This is a genomic window from Streptococcus suis (assembly GCF_016743335.1).
Lineage (GTDB): Bacteria > Bacillota > Bacilli > Lactobacillales > Streptococcaceae > Streptococcus > Streptococcus suis_Y.
The window spans coordinates 1-1,440 of record NZ_WCJE01000092.1 but is presented as its reverse complement, the minus strand read 5'-3'; the positions used below and the strand labels follow the sequence as shown (position 1 = coordinate 1,440).

Below are 1,440 nucleotides of genomic sequence, written 5' to 3'. Positions count from 1 at the left end.
TGAACTGCACCCCAAAAGTTAGACAGAAAAAATCTAACATTTGGGGTGCTATTTTTATGAAATTGAGCTATGAAGACAAAATCGAAATCTATGAACTACGCCAAAGTGGTCAGTCTATCAAGAACTTGTCAAACCAATTTACTATTTCAGAATCTGTTATCCAATATATGCTTCGACTGATTGATAGGTATGGAATAAACATTGTCAAGAAAGGTAAGAACACTTATTATCCTCCAGAACTCAAGCAGGAAATGATTGATAAAGTACTTCTTCAGAAGCAGTCGAGTCTGTCAGTCTCACTTGATTACGCCTTGCCAAACCGAGGAACTCTCCCAAACTGGATAGCACAATACAAGAAAAACGGGTATACTATTCTTGAGAAAACAAGAGGGAGGCCACCAAAGATGGGGCGTAAACCAAAGAAAACCTGGGAAGAGATGACGGAGTTAGAGCGACTTCAGGAGGAAAATGAACGGCTTAGAACGGAGAATGCCTATCTAAAAAAGTTGAGAGCGCTTCGTTTAAGGGACGAAGCCAGAGAACAAGAAAGGCTCAGACAGTTAGAGAGATGGTCGCAGAAGGATTCCGACTAAATCTACTGCTGACGATTGCTCAATTAGTTCCTTCTACCTATCATTATCAAGTCAAACAACTGGACAAACCAGATAAAGATAAGGACTTAAAAGCTGAAATTCAAGCCATTTATGATGAACATAAGGGAAACTATGGCTACCGTCGCATTCACCTTGAGCTAAGAAATCGTGGATTTTCTGTCAACCACAAGAAAGTACAAGGGCTGATGAAAGAGTTAGGTTTGACTGCTCGTATTCGTAGATGCAAGAGATACAAGTCTTACAAGGGCGATGTGGGCAAGAAAGCTCCTAATCTCATTGAGAGAGCCTTTGAAGGGTCTAAGCCTTTTGAGAAGTGCTATACAGATGTGACGGAGTTCGCTCTACCAAATTGTGCTGAAAAACTCTATCTTTCTCCTGTTCTCGATGGCTATAATAGTGAAATTATTGATTTTACCTTATCCCGCTCTCCAAACCTCATACAAGTCAAGACCATGCTTGAGAAGGTCTTCCCTGAGGAAACTTACCCAAATACCATTCTCCATAGTGACCAAGGTTGGCAATACCAACATGAAGTCTATCACCGTTTTCTTGCAAGTAAAGGCATACGTCCTTCCATGTCTCGCAAGGGAACCAGCACAGATAATGGCATGATGGAATCCTTCTTTGGTGTCTTGAAAACAGAAATGTTTTACGGATTTGAGAAAAATTTCAAGTCTCTGGATCAACTGGAGCAAGCCATCACCGAGTATATTTTTTACTACAACAATAAACGCATTAAAGCAAAACTAAAAGGACTTAGTCCTGTTCAGTATAGAACTAAATCCTTTCAATAATATTTTTTGTCTAACTTTTTGGGGTCAGTACA

The 1,440-nt window shown here is 39.9% G+C and carries 1 protein-coding gene; it reads left to right on the top strand.

Annotated elements, in window-relative coordinates:
• Positions 1-56 precede the first annotated feature (56 nt).
• Positions 57-1,408 (top strand): IS3 family transposase gene (locus F9856_RS11950; protein ID WP_202106726.1). Its coding sequence is split into 2 segments (ribosomal slippage): positions 57-513 and positions 513-1,408, totalling 1,353 coding nucleotides; the frame shifts between segments, so codons are not numbered across the junction.
• Positions 1,409-1,440 lie beyond the last annotated feature (32 nt).